14 protein-coding genes, 1 other RNA gene, 1 pseudogene and 1 riboswitch are annotated in these 15,160 nt (G+C 69.5%); of the genes and pseudogenes, 5 read left to right on the top strand and 11 right to left on the bottom strand.

Going from position 1 to position 15,160, the window contains the following annotated elements:
* Positions 1 to 111: 111 nt before the first annotated feature.
* The 7 genes and pseudogenes from EPAKOI_RS12890 to EPAKOI_RS12920 form a co-directional block, all read right to left on the bottom strand.
* A pseudogene (locus EPAKOI_RS12890) lies at positions 112 to 691 on the bottom strand (histidine phosphatase family protein).
* Positions 676 to 1,452 (bottom strand): adenosylcobinamide-GDP ribazoletransferase, encoded by a 777-nt coding sequence (locus tag EPAKOI_RS12895; protein ID WP_423192356.1) that lies wholly within the window; start codon positions 1,450 to 1,452, stop codon positions 676 to 678. The pseudogene EPAKOI_RS12890 and the gene EPAKOI_RS12895 overlap by 16 nt, the downstream one beginning before the upstream one ends.
* A 16-nt stretch (positions 1,453 to 1,468) precedes the next feature.
* Entirely contained in the window at positions 1,469 to 2,539 is a 1,071-nt protein-coding gene (gene cobT / locus EPAKOI_RS12900) for a nicotinate-nucleotide--dimethylbenzimidazole phosphoribosyltransferase (protein ID WP_423192357.1), read from the bottom strand.
* 15 nt (positions 2,540 to 2,554) lie between these two features.
* On the bottom strand, positions 2,555 to 3,190 hold the full coding sequence (cobO, locus tag EPAKOI_RS12905; protein WP_423192358.1) for a cob(I)yrinic acid a,c-diamide adenosyltransferase: 636 nt from the start codon (positions 3,188 to 3,190) through the stop codon (positions 2,555 to 2,557).
* Entirely contained in the window at positions 3,177 to 3,995 is an 819-nt protein-coding gene (locus tag EPAKOI_RS12910; RefSeq protein ID WP_423192359.1) for an ABC transporter ATP-binding protein, read from the bottom strand. The genes cobO and EPAKOI_RS12910 overlap by 14 nt, the downstream gene beginning before the upstream one ends.
* Positions 3,992 to 4,999, bottom strand: a complete 1,008-nt coding sequence (locus EPAKOI_RS12915) for a FecCD family ABC transporter permease (RefSeq protein ID WP_423192360.1) — start codon at positions 4,997 to 4,999, stop codon at positions 3,992 to 3,994. Before EPAKOI_RS12915 ends, EPAKOI_RS12910 begins: the two co-directional genes overlap by 4 nt.
* Positions 5,000 to 5,002: 3 nt before the next feature.
* Complete coding sequence (locus EPAKOI_RS12920) at positions 5,003 to 6,916, bottom strand: TonB-dependent receptor plug domain-containing protein (protein ID WP_423192361.1); 1,914 nt, start codon at positions 6,914 to 6,916, stop codon at positions 5,003 to 5,005.
* A 72-nt stretch (positions 6,917 to 6,988) separates the two neighbouring features.
* Positions 6,989 to 7,285: riboswitch (cobalamin riboswitch) on the bottom strand.
* Between the two features lie 207 nt (positions 7,286 to 7,492).
* Between EPAKOI_RS12920 and EPAKOI_RS12925 the strand changes: the two genes are divergently transcribed.
* From EPAKOI_RS12925 to EPAKOI_RS12945, 5 genes are all read left to right on the top strand, one after another.
* Entirely contained in the window at positions 7,493 to 7,813 is a 321-nt protein-coding gene (locus tag EPAKOI_RS12925) for a hypothetical protein (RefSeq protein ID WP_124683423.1), read from the top strand.
* Positions 7,810 to 8,133 (top strand): cell division protein ZapA, encoded by a 324-nt coding sequence (locus tag EPAKOI_RS12930; protein WP_124683422.1) that lies wholly within the window; start codon positions 7,810 to 7,812, stop codon positions 8,131 to 8,133. The genes EPAKOI_RS12925 and EPAKOI_RS12930 overlap by 4 nt, the downstream gene beginning before the upstream one ends.
* A gap of 318 nt (positions 8,134 to 8,451) precedes the next feature.
* A non-coding RNA gene (ssrS, locus tag EPAKOI_RS12935) (6S RNA) lies at positions 8,452 to 8,668 on the top strand.
* Positions 8,669 to 8,759: 91 nt separating this feature from the next.
* Positions 8,760 to 9,233, top strand: a complete 474-nt coding sequence (locus EPAKOI_RS12940; RefSeq protein ID WP_423192362.1) for an EVE domain-containing protein — start codon at positions 8,760 to 8,762, stop codon at positions 9,231 to 9,233.
* Positions 9,234 to 9,371: 138 nt separating this feature from the next.
* Positions 9,372 to 10,070, top strand: coding sequence for an SIMPL domain-containing protein (locus tag EPAKOI_RS12945; RefSeq protein WP_124683420.1), 699 nt, complete (start codon positions 9,372 to 9,374; stop codon positions 10,068 to 10,070).
* A gap of 69 nt (positions 10,071 to 10,139) precedes the next feature.
* Here the strand turns inward: EPAKOI_RS12945 and EPAKOI_RS12950 are convergent, their stop codons facing one another.
* The 4 genes from EPAKOI_RS12950 to EPAKOI_RS12965 form a co-directional block, all read right to left on the bottom strand.
* Positions 10,140 to 11,693, bottom strand: a complete 1,554-nt coding sequence (locus EPAKOI_RS12950; RefSeq protein WP_423192363.1) for a malonate--CoA ligase — start codon at positions 11,691 to 11,693, stop codon at positions 10,140 to 10,142.
* 85 nt (positions 11,694 to 11,778) lie between these two features.
* Positions 11,779 to 12,579 (bottom strand): enoyl-CoA hydratase/isomerase family protein, encoded by an 801-nt coding sequence (locus EPAKOI_RS12955; RefSeq protein WP_423192364.1) that lies wholly within the window; start codon positions 12,577 to 12,579, stop codon positions 11,779 to 11,781.
* On the bottom strand, positions 12,579 to 13,586 hold the full coding sequence (locus EPAKOI_RS12960) for a Bug family tripartite tricarboxylate transporter substrate binding protein (protein ID WP_124683417.1): 1,008 nt from the start codon (positions 13,584 to 13,586) through the stop codon (positions 12,579 to 12,581). The genes EPAKOI_RS12955 and EPAKOI_RS12960 overlap by 1 nt, the downstream gene beginning before the upstream one ends.
* A gap of 106 nt (positions 13,587 to 13,692) precedes the next feature.
* Complete coding sequence (locus tag EPAKOI_RS12965; RefSeq protein ID WP_423192365.1) at positions 13,693 to 15,114, bottom strand: malonyl-CoA decarboxylase domain-containing protein; 1,422 nt, start codon at positions 15,112 to 15,114, stop codon at positions 13,693 to 13,695.
* Positions 15,115 to 15,160: the final 46 nt, after the last annotated feature.

Here is a 15,160-nt window from a genome sequence, read left to right on the forward strand (position 1 = left end):
GGCTCGCTCCCGCTTGCGGGAGCGGGGCGCAAACCGGCAGCATCTGAATTACCGATGGTTCCCATCTCCCACAACGCGGGAGATCGGTAGGAGGTGACAGCCAGCCGCTGATCAACCCGCCACGCGATTCCACCACCCCCAGCCTGACCGTCCCACCTTCCAGCACGAACTTGCACGTCGCGGCGAATCCCAGCGACCAGTGCAGCGTCTGGGCCAGCGGCAGGCCCAGCCAGTGCGCGGCCAGCATGCGCATCGGGCCGGCGTGGGTGACCGCCCAGAGCCGCGCGTCGGCGCCCGCATCGAGCGCGTCGGCCCACGCCGTCACGCGGGCCATGGCCTGCGCGGGGCTCTCGCCGCCGTGGGGCCGGGCGTGCATCAGGTCGGCGGCCCACAGGTCCAGCGCGTCGCGCGGAATCGCGTCCCAGCGCTGGCCTTCCCAGGTGCCGAAATCCATCTCGCGCAGCGCCGGCTCCGCCTCGCAGACCGGCGGCGCGGCCAGGCAATCGGCCAGCAGCGCGGCGGTGTCGCGCGCGCGGCGGGCCGGGCTGGTGACGATGCGCGCCGGCGGCGCGAGCTGGGCGACGATCGACGCCAGCGGCGCCACGGGCTGCGCCAGCGCGAGGTCCAGCCGGCCGTAGCAGACGCCCTCGGCCACGTCGGGCTGCGCGTGGCGGATCAGTACCACTTCCATGCGGCCGCCACGAGGTAGATCGACAGTTCGGCCAGTTGCTGCGCCATGCCCAGGCAGTCGCCGGTATAGCCGCCGATGCGGCGCACGAAGTACGCGCCCAGCGCCGCGCGCAGGCCCACCAGCACCAGCACCACCACCGCCGCAAACACCGGCGAAATCAGCAGCAGCGGCACCGCGCCGCAGGCAAGCGCGAACAGCAGGCTGCGCGTCTCCAGCCGCTGCGCCACGGGCTTGGCCTTGCCTTCGGCGCGCACGTAGTCGTGCGTGGCCAGGAACGTGATCGCCATGGCGCGGCTGGCGCCGTGCGCGGCCACCAGCACGGCCAGCAGCAGCCCGGCATCGGCGCGGTCTTCCACCGACACCAGCAGTTGCCACTTCAGCAGCAGCGCCACGACGAGGGCAATCGCGCCAAACGCGCCGACGCGGGAGTCGTGCATGATTTCCAGCACGTCCTCGCGCCGGTAGCCGCCGCCGAACGCATCGACGCAATCGGCCAGCCCGTCCTCGTGGAACGCACCGGTCAGCAGCAGCGTGGCCGCCATGCCCAGCACGATGGCCACCGGCGGCGACCAGAACTGCCACGCAAGACCCGTGACCGCCGCGCCGGCCAGGCCCACCAGCAGCCCCACCAGCGGAAAGTAGCGCGCGGCGGCGTTCAGGTAGTGCGGCGCAAAGCCGACCCAGCTTGCCAGCCGCTGCGGCAACGGCACGCGCGTGAAGTAGCCCACGGCGGTCAGGAAGAAGCGGAGTTCGTCGGCCATGCTCGCCCCCTTGCCGCTATGCCGACGCGTTGCTGACGCCGGCGCCGCTGAACGTGGCCATCTCGCGCAGGAAGGCCGCCGCCGAGGCCACCAGCGGCCACGCCAGCGCGGCGCCGGTGCCTTCGCCCAGGCGCAGATCCAGCGCCAGCAGCGGCTCGGCGCCGAATTCGGCCAGCAGCGCGCGGTGGCCCTGCTCGTGCGAGCAATGCGAGAACACGCAGTACTGGAGCACGTTCGGGTCGATGCGCGCGGCCACCAGCAGCGCCGCCGACGCGATGAAGCCATCCACCAGGATCACCATCCGGCTGGCCGCCGCGGCCAGGTAGGCGCCGGTCATCGCCGCGATCTCGAAGCCGCCGAACGTGGCCAGCACGTCGAGCGGATCGGTCACGCCGGCATGGCACGCCAGCGCCTGCGACAGCACCGCGCGCTTGTGCGCCACGCCGGCGTCGTCCAGCCCGGTGCCACGGCCGATGCACGCCTCGATGGGCAGCCCGGTCAGCCGGCTCATCAGGCAGGCCGCCGCCGAGGTATTGGCGATGCCCATCTCGCCAAAGCCGATCACGTTGGTGCCAAGCTGCGCATGGCGCAGCACGCGCGCGATGCCGGCGTTGAGCGCCGCGCCGGCCTGCGCCGGCGTCATGGCCGGGGCGTCGACAAAGTTGCGCGTGCCATTCGCCACCCGGCAGTTGACCAGCCCCAGCGCGGCCGGCAACGGCGCGCGCACGCCCACGTCCACCACTTCCAGCGCCAGCCCGTGCAGCCGCGTGAACACGTTGATCGCCGCGCCGCCGTTCAGGAAGTTCAGCACCATCTGGGCGGTGACCTCGGCCGGGAACGCGCTGACGCCGGCATCGGCCACGCCATGGTCACCGGCGAACACGATGATGGCCGGGCGGGACAGCACGGGCGCCGCGTCGCCACGGATCAGGCCGATCTGCAGCGCCAGCGATTCAAGCCGGCCCAGCGATCCGGGCGGCTTGGTCTTGTCGTCGATGGCGGCCTGCAGCGCCGCGCGCAGCGTCTGGTCCAGCGGCGCGACGGGCGGCAGCGTCAGCGCGACATCGGCAAAGGGGGTCATGGTCATCGGACGCTTCCCGGGCTACATTTCCACGCCGCGCTGGGCCTTGATGCCCTGCTGGAACGCGTGCTTCACCGGCGTCATGTCGGTGACGGTGTCGGCCGCCTCCACCAGCGCGGGCGGCGCGCCGCGGCCGGTGATGACCACGTGCTGCATCGGCGGACGGGCCCGCAGGTCGGCAATCACGGTGTCGACGTCCAGGTAGTGCAGCTTCAGCGCGATGTTCAGCTCGTCCAGCAGCACCAGCCCGACCGACGGGTCGCGCAGCATGCCGCGCGCGATCTCCCAGGCGGCCTCGGCCTTGGCCACGTCGCGCGCGCGGTCCTGCGTTTCCCAGGTGTAGCCCTCGCCCATCACGTCGAATGCGCACTGGTCCGGAAAGCGCTGCAGGAACAGTTCCTCGCCGCTGGGAATGGCGCCCTTGATGAACTGGACCACGCCCGTGCGCATGCCGTGGCCCATCGCCCGCACCACCATGCCGAAGCCCGAGCTGGACTTGCCCTTGCCGTTGCCGGTGGTGATGACGATCACCCCGCGCTCGGCCTGCGCGGCGGCGATCTTTGCATCCACCACTTCCTTCTTGCGGACCATGCGTGCCTTGTGGCGTGCGTCGCGGCCGTCGGCGTCGGCCGGGTCGATTCGTTCAATGTCGCTCATGGGGGTATCCGTCGGGGATCAGCGCGGTGTGCGTGCCGTCGCTAAGACTGATGATCGGGGTGCGCAGCGCGCGGGAGCACTGCGCGGGGGTCAGGACTTCGGGCGCGGGGCCGTGCAGCGCGGGGCCGTCCTCGGCCATCAGCAGCGCATGGCTGGCGTAGCGCCGCGCCAGGGTCAGGTCGTGCAGGATGACCACGGCGGCGTGGCGGCCGGCGGCGGTCAGGCGGCGCAGGACGTCCAGCACCATGATCTGGTGCCGCAGGTCCAGGTGCGACACGGGTTCGTCCAGCATCAGCAGCGGCGCCTGCTGGGCCAGCACGGCGGCCAGCGACACGCGCTGGCGTTCGCCGCCGGACAGCGTCAGCACGTCGCGCGCAGCCAGCGCGTCAAGGTCCAGCGCGGTCATCACGTCGCGCACGATGCGGTCGTCGTCGCGCCGGCCCCAGCCCCAGCCGCTCAGGTGCGGATGGCGGCCCACGCGCACCGCATCCTCCACGGCCATCGAGAACGTGTCGTGCACGGCCTGCGGCAGGTAGGCGCGCTGGCGCGCCAGCGCGGCCGGCGCAATCTGGCCCATGGCGGCGCCGTCCAGCGCCACGCTGCCGCCGTCGGGCGCGCGCAGGCCGGTCAGCACGCCCATCAGCGTGGACTTGCCCACGCCGTTTGGGCCGACGATGCACCAGAGCTGGCCCGGCGCGATCGACATCGACAACCGGTCGACCAGCACGCGCGGGCCGGCCTGCAGCCGCACGTCGCGCAGCGCCAGTCGCGGGCAGGCCGCCAGCGGTTCGTACCACGCGCTCATCGCGGCCTCCGCAGCAGCAGGTAGAGAAAGGTGGGCACGCCCAGCAGCGCGGTGATGACGCCCACCGGCAACTGCGCGGGCGCGATCACGGTGCGGGCGATCAGGTCGGCGGCCATCAGCAGCGTGCCGCCCAGCAGCATCGACGCCGGCAGCAACTGGCGCTGGTCGTTGCCCCAGGCCAGCCGCACCATGTGCGGCACCACCAGGCCGATGAAGCCGATGGAACCGGCCGTGGTGATGGCCGCCGCAATCGACACCGACGCGATCAGGAACGTGGCCAGCCGCACGCGGCCCACGCGCACGCCCAGCGACTGCGCCACCGTTTCGCCCAGCAGCATCACGTTCAGCGCGCGCGCCATCGGCATGGCCAGGGCCAGCGCCACCACCAGCGTGGTCATCGCCCAGCCGTAGCTGGCCGTGCCGCCCAGGTCGCCGGTCAGCCAGAACAGCATGCCGCGCAGGCGCGATTCCGGGGCGATGGCCAGGATCAGCATGATGACGGCGCTCCAGCCGGCCGCCAGGATCACGCCGGTCAGCAGCAGCCGGGCGCCGGCCTCGTGGTGGCCGCCCTGCACCTGCGGGTGAAGCAGGTCGCGCCGCGCCAGCGTGGCCACCAGCAGCATCGACGCCAGCGCGCCGCCGGCCGCGCCGGCCTGCACCATCCAGACCGGCAGCGTCAGCAGCATCGCCATCAGCGCGCCGGTGGATGCCCCGCCGGACACGCCCAGCACGTAGGGCTCGGCCAGCGGATTGCGCAGCAGCACCTGCATCAGCGCGCCGGACAGCGCCAGCAGGCCGCCGCAGGCAAACGCAGCGGCCGCGCGCGGCAGCCGCAGCTCGCGGACGATGGCGCCGGCCGTGCCGCTGTCGGCGCCGGAGAGCGCCTGCCAGAGCTGCCCGGCATCGAGCGCCACGCTGCCCGCGGCCAGCGACAGCGCGAACACGGCCGCGCCGGCCAGGGCCAGGACCGTCCAGACAGCCAGCGCGCGCCGCAGGTCAGTCATCGGTTACTTCTGCCTCCAGCCGAGCGTGATGAAGCCGGCCCGGCCCTGCGTGTTGTAGGGGTAGGCGAGCATGTAGTCCTTGTCGAACAGGTTTTCCACGCGGGCGGCGACGAACCATTGCTTGTCGATGTGGTAGCGGGCGGTCAGGTTGACGATACCGTATCCGCCCAGCCGGCGCGAGCCGGAATCCATGCGCGACGACGACAGCAGCCACTCGCCGCCGAAGCGCCAGTCGCCGAAGTTGCGGCCCACATCGAACGACGCATGGCGCCGCGCGCGGCGCAGCAACTGAGTATTGCTGCTTTCGTCCACCGGGTTCTGGAACGTCACGCTGGCGCCCAGGTCAGTGCCCAGGACCGTGGCGCGCCACGACGCCTCCACGCCCTGCACCTTGGCCTTGTTGACGTTCTGGGCCAGGTAGATGCCGCTGCCGACGCCCACCGGCGTGGACACGATCAGGTCGTCGTAGCGGGTCTCGAACGCGGTCACGCGCAGCAGGCCGGCGCTGACGGTATCGACTTGCACGCCAGCCTCGGCCGACTTGGCCCGCTCGGGCTGCAGGTTCGGCTGGCCAAAGCCGGGGTAGTACAGCTCGTTGAACGTGGGCGCGCGGAACGCGTTGCTGACGTTGGCGATCAGCTTGACCTGATCGGTCACGTTGAAGCCGTAGCCGGCGAAGAAGCTGCCCTGGTTGCCGAAGTCGGAATAGTGGTCGTTGCGGCCGTTCAGCTGGAGCTGGTGCCGGCCGATGCGGCCCTCGTAGCCGCCGTAGACCGAGAACACGTTGCGCGACGGCGCGTTGTAGGCGCTGGACGTCAGCTCCTGCTGCAGCCAGTCGGTGCCGAACAGCAGCTTGTGGCCGGCTGTCAGCGCGTATTCGTTCTGCCAGTTGAACTGGCGGTTGCGCGTGCTGAACAGGCTGTCGAACAGGCCGTTCTTGCGGCCCTCGCTGCGGTCCTCGCTCTGCGCCACCTTGACGTGCGTGGTCCACGCCGACGTCAGCCGGCCGTTGGCGAACGCGGACACCGTGTAGAGCTTGCTGAGCAGGCGGGTATCGTCGGTGCGGCCGCCGCCGTCGTAGGACAGGTCGCTGTCGGAGTAGTACGCGGCCACCCCGGCGTCCCAGTCGGGCGTGAACTTGTGGCGGAGCTGGCCGGAGACGCTCTTGTTCTCGTACGGGTTGTCGTTCGGGTTCGCGGTCGGGCGCAGTTTGGTATTGATCGACGAGAAACCGTCGGTCTTGAACATCGACCCGGTCACGTTGAACGTGGTGTCGCCGATCTGGCCGCCATAGCCCACGGAGCCCTGGCGCGTGTTGTTGCTGCCGTATTCGATCTGCGCATTGGCCGCCGGCGCGTGGCCGGCGCCGTTCTTGGTGAAGACCTGCACCACGCCGCCGATGGCGTCGGACCCGTACAGCGCCGACACGTTGCCGCGCACCACCTCGATGTGGTCGATCTCGTCGGGCAGGATGTTGGCAAGCTGCGCCGTGCCGCTGCTGGCGCCGGACACGCGCACGCCATCGATCAGGATCAGCACCTGGTTGGAGTTGGCGCCGCGCATGAACAGCGACGTGTTGGCCCCCATGCCGCCGTTGACGGCGAATTCCACGCCGGCCTGGCCGCGCAGCAGCGAGCGCAGGTCGGGCGCCTGCGAATTGACGATGTCCTCCTGGGTCACCACCGTGGTGTGCGGCAGCGCCTCGGTCACGCTCTGCGCGGTGCGCGAGGCGGTGACGACGACGGGCGCCAGGGCCTGCGGCTGGGATTGCGACGGCGCGGCATCGGCCGGCGCGGTCTGGGCAAGGCCCGGCACCGGGGCGGCGGACAGGACGGCAACGGCCGCCACGATGGCGGACGTGGATAGGCGGACCGGCGGCTTTGCCGCGGCAGTCGACCTGGAAGGCGTGGAACGCATGAGCAGGATGGAAGAGAACGGCCGGGTCCGTTCCCCCGCGGACCTGTTGGCGAATGGGCGCCGCAAGGGGCGGACGCCCGCGTTCTTCAGGCCGGTATCCGGGCTGACGACATCAGGCAGGCCGCCTTCCCGATCGGATCGCCAGAGGCTGACGAAACCGGATCAGTGGCGCTTGGCCGGCCCTGCGGGCGACGCTCGTCATGAGCGTGTCCGCGGTCGCTTACCGTTGCGGGGGCAGCACAGGTTGGCCCGCGCCGCGCTGTCCAGGCTGGCGATATCCAGTCTGGCAGCGGCACCCCGGCTCCCTGTTTCCCGTTGAACTGCAGCACCTGCGAAAGGGCTGCGAGCACCTGGAACGTGCGCGAGTGTAGGGAGTTTCAAAGTTGGCGTCAATGCGATGGATCAGGTTGCCGATAACCACCGGATGACGCGCGCAATCGGGCCGATCGGCGGCGATCCGTGCAACTTCCGTGCGGCACGCAAGTCTCACCGGGCTTGTTGCAGGTAGCCAGCGTGCGTGCATCGGCTAGAATCCCGAAACCTGACCCTTACTCCTTACCGGACACGACAGGCACTATGCTCAACGAACTCGAACAACTGGCCGCCAAGATCGGACGTGTGCTGCACCATGCGGACACCCTGGCGGCGGAAAACCAGCGGCTGCGGGCGGAGATCGACCGCCTGCAGGCCGAGGCGGGCCAGTTGCGCGCGGACCGCGAAGCCATGGCGGCCGACCGCGAACTGCTCAATATCAAGATCGAGGAAGCCCAGTTGCGCATCCAGTCCATCCTGGACAAGCTGCCCACCGCCAGCGATGCGCGCCAGCTCGACCTGCTGGGCGACGGCCCGCGTGCCGCGGCGGAAGGTTCGCAGCAAGCCCCCGGAGAACATGCATGAGCAACAAGCAAGTGGAAGTGAACATCGCCGGCCAGCCCTATCGCTTCGCGATCTCGCCGGACAACGAGGCCGCGCTGCTGGAGGCCGTGGCGCTGGTCGACGACAAGATGAACAAGCTCAAGGGCAGCGTGGCGGCCAAGGGCGTGGAGCGCGTGGCCGTGATGGCCGCGATCAGCATCGCGTCCGACCTGCTGGCGGCCCGCCGCAAGCAGGAAGAGGACGGCGCGATCCCCGTGGACGCGGTGCGCGCGCGCATCCGCGAACTCAACGAACGCGCCGACGAGGCGCTGCGCCAGTACGCCCACGTGGGCACGCGCTGAGCCGCTGAAAAACCCTGCCGCGCATGCTTGAATTGCGCGGCGGTGGCCACATATGACGACCATGTGAAGCCGATGCCGCGCCCTGTGTGGGCGTGGCGACAGGTGTGGTGGAAAATGTAACGACGCGACAGGTCCGACTTGGTATGCCCGACCTCGCGGTGTATAGTGGAGCCACTGCGCGGCGCGTGCGACCGACGCAGCTGGATGGTCGGGTTATCGTGCCTGGCCGCCGTTTCCATCCCATCCTAGTTTGAAACGGCAAACGTCTGACATCCCAAGCGTGCTGCACGCACAGGAACACAGGTCAGACGTTTGACAGTTTCCCTGCCTGGTTCGTGAGGGTCATAACTCCTTGAACCGATATGCATTGCATGGTGCGGGATCATGTCGTGTGGGCGAGCGCGTCGCCGCATTCATAGTCTGGGCCCAGCCTGGACTCCCTGAGTGGGTGATGTACCCGAAATACGACTTCCGCAGCCACTCTGAACCTCACTTGGGTTCAGGATGCCGACCCAGCGGCCAAGGCGGGGACCCCCTTCAAGTGATGAAGAGGCGGTGGTTTCAACGAACCACCGCCTTTTTCATTTCGCCTCCCGACCTGTCATCTGACCTGTCATCCATTGACCATGGCCGAACAGCGCGCCCGCCAGTACTGGCTGATGAAGTCCGAACCGGACGAAGCCAGCATCGACGACCTTGCCCGGGAGGGCACGCTGCCCTGGACGGGCGTGCGCAACTACCAGGCCCGCAACTTCATGCGCGACCAGATGCGCATCGGCGACGGCGTGCTGTTCTACCACTCGTCGTGCCCGGAGCCGGGCATCGCCGGCCTGGCCGAGGTCTGCTCCCAGCCCTACCCCGATCCCACCCAGTTCGATCCCAAGAGCGACTATTACGACAAGGCGTCGAAGCCCGACGACCCGCGCTGGTCGCTCGTGGACGTGCGTTTCGTCAGCAAGAGCGCGCTGGTGCCGCTGCCGGCCCTGCGCGAGCACGATGCGCTGGCCGACATGGTCGTGCTGCGCCGGGGCAACCGGCTGTCGATCACGGCGGTCACGCCGGCCGAATGGCGCTACATCACCGAAAAGCTGATGAAATAGCCGCCGCGGCGCCCGCTTTTCTTGCCCCGCCTTGACCCCGATCGGGCCGCTCGCCCGTTGGATCGCCCTGCTGGCCCGCGCGCGGAACGAAACGCGCGAACCCGTATCTGATAGCCATCACATTGATCGGAGAACAATATGAAGAAACTGTTGGCCGCTTCGCTGCTGGGTACCTGCGCCGCCATGGCGTCGGCCCAGACCGTGACCATGCCGCAACCGTCCGGCGTGCTGTCGCTCAACGCCGAGGCCGTGACCGAAGTGCCGACCGACGTCGTCACGATGGTCCTGGCCGCCGAGCAGGAAGGCCCGGAGCCGTCAGCCATCTCCAGCGCGCTGGCACAGCGCACGCAGGCCGCGCTGGCCCAGGCCAAGCGGGTCTCGGGCGTGGAGGCCCAGTCGGGCGGCTTCACGATCCATCCGAACACGGACCGCAACGGCAAGATCAGCACCTGGCGCGGGCGCTCCGAGATCCAGCTCAAGTCGAAGGATTTCGCGGCCGTGTCGAAGCTGGCGGGCGAACTGGCCGGCCAGATGCAGGTGCAGAACGTGGCGTTCTCGCTGTCGCGCGAGGCCCGCATGGCGGCCGAGCAGAAGCTGGCCGACCAGGCCGTCGCCGCGTTCCGCGACAAGGCGCAGGCCACCGCCAAGCTGTTCGGCTACAGCGGCTATACGATCCGCGAGGTTGCGGTCAACGAGCAGGGCGGCATGGTGCCGCCGATGCCGCGCATGTACGCGGCCAAGGCCATGTCCGCAGACGCCGCCATGCCGATCCCGGTGGAAGGCGGCAAGACCCAGGTGACCGTGTCGGTCAACGGGTCGGTGCAGATGGTGAAGTAAGCGGTCCGTTGCGCCCGGGCCCCGCGCGGGGGCCGGGCGCAAATCCCGCAAATCCGTATCCGGCGGGCCTCAGATGCCCGCAAACTGCTGGCGCAGTACGTTCTTCTGGACCTTGCCCATCGTGTTGCGGGGCAGTTCGTCCACCACGTGCACGCGCTTGGGCACCTTGAAGTTGGCGATGCGGCCCTTGAGCGTGCCGATCATGCCGGCTTCGTCGATGTCGGCACCGGGCTTGCGCACCACCACGGCCACCACGGCCTCGCCAAAGTCGGCATGGGGCACGCCGATCACGGCGGATTCGGCCACGCCCGGCATCTCGTCGATAAAGCTCTCGATTTCCTTCGGGTAGACGTTGTAGCCGCCCGAGATGATCAGGTCCTTGCTGCGGCCGACGATGGTCAGGTACTGGTCCGGCACCTTGCGTTCGCCGGCCTGGCTGACGATGGCGCCGCCGAAGCGGCCCACGTCGCCGGTCTTGAACCAGCCATCGGCGGTAAATTCCTCGGCGGTCTTTTCCGGCATGCGCCAGTAGCCCTTGAACACGTTCGGGCCCTTGACCTCGACATTGCCGATCACGCCCGGCTCGCACAGCCGCCCTTCCCCATCCATCACACGCACCGACACGCCCGGCAGCGGCATGCCGACGGTGCCGCCGATGCGCTCGCCCAGCGCCGCATCGTACGGATTCGACACCAGCATCACGGTCTCGCTCATGCCGTAGCGTTCCAGGATCGTATGGCCGGTCTTCTCGCGGAATGCGTCGAATGTTTCCAGCAGCAGCGGCGCCGAGCCCGACACGAACAGCCGCATGTTGCGGCACAGGTCCTGGTCGAAGCGCGACTCCTGCACCATGCGCACGTAGTACGTCGGCACGCCCATCATGACCGTGCTGCGCGGGATGAATTTCAGTAGCTGGCCCATGTCCAGCCGGGGCGCCCAGATCATCTTGGCGCCGGCCAGCAGCGCGCCGTGCGACGCCACGAACAGGCCGTGCACGTGGAAGATCGGCAGCATGTGCAGCAGCACGTCGTCGCTGCGCCAGCCCCAGTACGCATGCAGCGTCTGCGCGTTCGACGCCAGGTTGCCGTGCGTCAGCATGGCGCCCTTGCTGCGCCCCGTGGTGCCCGACGTGTACAGGATGGCCGCCAGGTCGTCCTCCTTGCGTGGCACCGTGGCAAAGGTGTCCGGCTGGGCAGCCGCGCGCTGCAGCAGCGACCCGGTGCGATTCTCGTCGAGCGTGAACACGTGGTGCGTGTTGTGCTTGAACGCCACCTTGGACACCCAGCCAAAGTTCGCGCTGCTGCAGACCACCACCGCCGGCTCGGCGTTGCCGATGAAGTAGTCGATCTCGGCTTCCTGGTAGGCGGTGTTCAGCGGCAGGTAGACCAGCCCGGCGCGCAGCGTGGCCAGGTACAGGCACAGCGCCTCGACGGACTTTTCCACCTGCACCGCCACGCGCGCGCCGGCGGGCAGCGTCAGCGCGGTCAGCAGGTTGGCGATCTTGGCCGTGGCACGGTCCAGGTCGTCCCAGGAGTAGTACAGGCCGTCGTGCGTCTCGATGCAGCAGGCGCCGCGGTCTTCGGGAAAGCGGGATTCGAACAGGGCGAACAGGTTGGCGTTCATGGTACGGAGCGATTGGAATGGCATGCCCGTGGGTGGCAGCGGAAAAGCCTGGGCAGCCGGCCATGATAGCCGGCCGGCCGACATATTACTCCCCGGTGAAATCCGGAGGCCGGTGCGCCAGGAACGCGGCCACGCCCTCGGCATGGTCGCGGCTGCCGGCGTAGGCAAAGTGGGCATCCAGTTCGGCCGCCGTCAGCGGCGCCGGGGCCGGCGACAGGCGGCGGATCGTGGCCTTGTTGATGCGCGCGGCCAGCGGCGCGCCCGCGCACAGACGCTGCACCGTGGCGGCCACCTCGTCGTGCAGGGCAGCCTCGGGCACCACGCGCGTCAGCAGGCCCTTGGCGGCGGCCTCGGCGGCGTCGAACACGCGGCCTTCCAGCAGGATTTCCAGCGTGACGGCGCGCCCAGCCAGCGCCAGCAGGCCCTGGAGCTCGCCCGGCGCCATCGGAAAGCCCAGCCGGTTGATCGGCACGCCGAAGCGGCTGCCCGCCGCGGCGATGCGCAGGTCACAGTTGCAGGCAATTTCCAGCCCGCCGCCCACGCAGACGCCTTCGATGGCCGCCAGCGTGGGCAGCGGGCATTCGGCGATGGCGCGCAGCGCCGGGGCGATGGTGTCGGCATGGTAGCGCCGCACCGCGTCGGCATTGCCGCGCACGGTCGGGAACTCGGCGATGTCGGCGCCAGCGGCAAAGTTGCCGTCGGCGCCGCGCACCACCACGCAGCGCAGCGCGCGCGCGGTGCCATCGGCCACATCGGCGGCCAGCGCGCCAAACCCGGCGGCCAGCGCCTGCCACATGCCGGCCGAGATCGCGTTGAGCTTGCCCGGATGGGACAGCGTGACCGTGGCCACCTGTCCCTCACGCGCGAAAGTGACCGTGCCGGCCATCAGTCGATCTTGGCGCCCGAGCGCTGCACCACCTCGGCCCAGCGCTTGATCTCGGCGCGCTGGAACTGCGCGAACTGTTCCTGCGTGAACTGCGGGATCTCGGAGCCGTTCTGCAGCCAGATCGCCTTCATTTCAGGGCTGTTCAGCGCCTTGGTGGTCTCCGCGTAGAGCTTGTCGACCACTTCCTTCGGCGTGCCCTTGGGCGCCCACAGCGCGTACCACGTCGACACCTCGTAGTTCGGCACGCCCGCCTCGGCCGCGGTCGGCACGTTCGGGAACGCCGCCGAGCGCGTCTTGGCCGCCACCGCCAGCGCCTTGATGCGGCCCGCGCGGATGTGTTGCGCCGACGAACCCAGCCCGTCGAACATCAGGTCCACCTGGCCCGCGATCAGGTCGGACAGCGCCGGGCCGGCCCCCTTGTACGGCACGTGGGCCAGGTCGGTCTGGGTCTGCAGCTTGAACAGCTCGCCCGCCAGGTGGTGGGCCGATCCGTTGCCGGCCGACGCGTAGTTGAGCTGGCCCGGATGCGCCTTGGCGTAGGCGATCAGGTCCTTGAGCGTGTTGGCCTGCACCTTGTTCGGATTGACCACGATGACCTGCGGCGGCTGCGCGATCACGGTGACCGGGATGAAGTCCTTCTCGATGTCGTAGTCGAGCTTCTTGTAGAACGACGGCGCGATGGCATGGTGGGCGCCGCCGATGAAGATCGTGTACCCGTCCGGCGTGGCCTTGGCCGCCAGGCTCGCGCCCACCGTGCCGCCGGCGCCGCCGCGGTTGTCGATCACGAACTGCTTGCCGAGCTGCTTGGACAGCTGCGCGGTCAGGGGCCGCGCGAAGGCATCGGTCCCGCCGCCGGCCGGGAACGGCACGATCACGGTGACGGGCTTGCTGGGCCACGCATCGGCGGCCTGGACGGCGGGCGAATACAGGCTCACCCCGGTGCCGGCGACCAGGCCGGCGATTGCAAAGACGCGCGCGAACGCGGTCAGGCTGCGCTGACGACTCATGTACTGTCTCCTCTCTCTACTCTATGCGTGGAAAGTCAATCGAAGTACTGCCTACTGCAAACCCACCCGACAGAAAACCGCCCGGCGTTCGTGCCCGACCCAGGGGCTACAGCAGCTTGGCCACCGCACGGCTGATGCGGGGATTGCCGTCGCCGAGACGAGCCAGATTGTCATCCAGCGCCTCGGGCACGTAAAGATAATTCACCATCACCCCGCCCGACTGGGCGCGGCCTTTTCGCGACAGGTCCGCGCCCCAGTTCACGCGCTCGACACATGCCCCGTTACCCAGATGGAAACGCGCCACCGGATCGGCCGGCACGCCCTTGCCGCCCTCGCGCACCAGGTAGTGCGCCACCAGCGTCAGCGCGGTGTCGCGGATGACCGGGTCCTGCGCGTCGGCCGGCAGCGCCGCGAACCACGCCGCGCCGTCGGCCGGCGCGTCGCCGTGGCGCTCGCGCCAGCGCGACAGCCGCTTGTCACCCAGAATGCGTGCCACCGCCTCGGCCTCCTGCCGGCGCAGCCAGTCGGCAAAGCCCGGCACCGGCGACAGCGTGGCGAACTGCTTGAGCTTGGGGAATTCGCGCTGCAGCTCCTCGATCACGCGCTTGAGCAGGAAGTTGCCGAAGCTGACGCCGCGCAGCCCCGCCTGCGTGTTCGAGATCGAGTAGAAGATGGCCCACTTCACGCGGCGCAGGTCTTCCAGCGGCGCGGCTTCGTCCAGCAGCGCCTGCACGTTGGCTGCCATCTCGGGCACGAACGCCACCTCGACGAAGATCAGCGGCTCGCGCGGAATGCGCGGGTGGAAGAACGCGTAGCAGCGGCGGTCCGAATCGAGCCGGTTGCGCAGGTCCGTCCACGACGCGATCTCGTGCACGGCCTCGTAGCGGATCAGCTTTTCCAGCAGCGACGCCGGCGAATCCCACGTGATGGGCTGCAGCTCCAGCAGGCCCACGTCGAACCAGTTCGAGAACAGCGCCTCCAGGTCCTCGTCCAGCTCGCGCAGGCCGGGGATGCGCTTGTGCCAGCGCAGCATGTCGGCGCGCAACTGGATCAGGAAATGCAACCCGCAGGCGCTGTCGCCGCGCTGGCCGTGGTGCGCGGCAAAGCGCTTGAAGAAGCGGATGCGCGCATTCGACAGCGCCTGCGACAGGGCCGATGCGCTGCTGCCCGCCGCCCCAGGCGCGTCGCGGCCCGCGGCCACTTCGGCCAGCACGCCGAGCATGGCCTGGCGCAGCGGCTCGGACGCGGCCTGGTAGGCGTCCTGCCAGGCCAGCGCGGCGGCGTTGGCCGCGCCATCGGTCAACCGGGCGTCGAAACATTGGCGAAGCTGGTCGCGCTGGCGCTTGATGGCGCGCACGGACAGCGTCTGGTCCGCCGCCGGCGCGGGCGGCTTGCCGGGCTTGCCGGGCTCGTCGTCCTTGCGGCCCCACCACCGGCCAAAGCGCGTGAACAGCGAGTCGCTGACCGGCTCGCTGGCTTCCAGCGGCGCACTGACTTTCTGTTGGTCTGCGGGATCGAAGGCGGTCATGGCGATGTCCTGCGGCGTCGGTTGGCGATGAAATCGATCGAAGGTG

Origin of the sequence: Cupriavidus sp. H18C2, from assembly GCF_049393795.1 — a bacterium.
GTDB lineage: Bacteria > Pseudomonadota > Gammaproteobacteria > Burkholderiales > Burkholderiaceae > Cupriavidus > Cupriavidus pauculus_C.